We start from the raw sequence: 1,110 nt of genomic DNA on the forward strand, positions 1-1,110 counted from the left end.
TTTTCTTGCAGCCACATGCCCGCCGCGTCTTCACGCAGCGATTTAGCGAATGAGTGGTGAGCCAACAGCATTGCTACACCGCGATAAAGTAGGGGACGCTTGCCCGACAACTCATCGGCCAGCGCTTCAATATCTCGGCTGTTAGTTGGGTCTAGACTAGCCAAATGTTGACGAATGGCACTTTTTCCAACGCCAAGACTGATGAATACTTGGAAGAGTCGTTCTGCAATGATCATGACGGTGAGTGCCGAGCAAATGATCAAAGGCCATGTCATAAGACCGAACTGAGTTTGTAATTCTTGTAGTTGTTCCATTATCCATCCAACTTAAAACGAACTGGTATTTGTACTCGGTGAGCCACTTTTAGCCCGCCTAAAATATGTGGTGTAAATTGCCATTGTTTAATAGCTCGCAGCGCTGAGGCATCCAGCGACTCGGTGCCAGACGATTCAAGCAAAACATGTTTGATTTGGTTGCCATTCTCATCGAGCCATACCTCATACAAGGCTGCGCCTTCGATACCGCGTCTTTGCGCAGACCTTGGATAGCGGGGCTGCGTTGGTTGACTCACAAACGTTGGTTTGTCGACCAAAATAGGCTGAGACGTTGCCCCTTTGGATTGGCTCGCTGATGCAGTTTGCTGAGTAACCGTATCTTTCTTCACCGGTTCAATTTTTTTCTTCGGTTCGGCTTTGGGCTGAGTTTCTTGCTTGGCAACCGTTTTGGTTGGTTCCACTTTCTTAGGTTGCTTAATTGGCTCTGGCTTTTTCTCGACCACCTTTTTCTTCACCGCCTCTTTTTTGACAACCTGCTTCTTAACGACCTTCTTTTCTGGCTCAGGCTGTTTTTGAGGCTGTGGCTCTTTTGGTGGTTCCACATTCTCTGGTGTGGGCTTTTCGAGCGTTGGTGGTGGTGCAGATACAAGGTTGAGGCTTACCGAGCTTGCTGGGTTTCCAGCAGGCATTGCGAACACTTTGTTCTCTTGCGAGACAAAAAGAAGTGCGGCATGAATGACGAGAGAGGCGCCTCCTGCAATGACATATCTTTGTACGTTCACGGGTTATTCTCGGTAGAACTATGAAAACTTGAGGCGATTATTACTTACAATCG

1 protein-coding gene and 1 pseudogene are annotated in these 1,110 nt (G+C 47.9%); both read right to left on the reverse strand.

Annotated elements, in window-relative coordinates:
• Nucleotides 1–314, reverse strand: a pseudogene (locus R7O12_RS26360) (MotA/TolQ/ExbB proton channel family protein); the annotation flags it as partial.
• Nucleotides 314–1,057 (reverse strand): energy transducer TonB, encoded by a 744-nt coding sequence (locus R7O12_RS26365; protein WP_318127022.1) that lies wholly within the window; start codon nt 1,055–1,057, stop codon nt 314–316. The pseudogene R7O12_RS26360 and the gene R7O12_RS26365, both read right to left, overlap by 1 nt.
• Nucleotides 1,058–1,110: the final 53 nt, after the last annotated feature.

This window comes from Vibrio sp. Vb1574 (assembly GCF_033338675.1).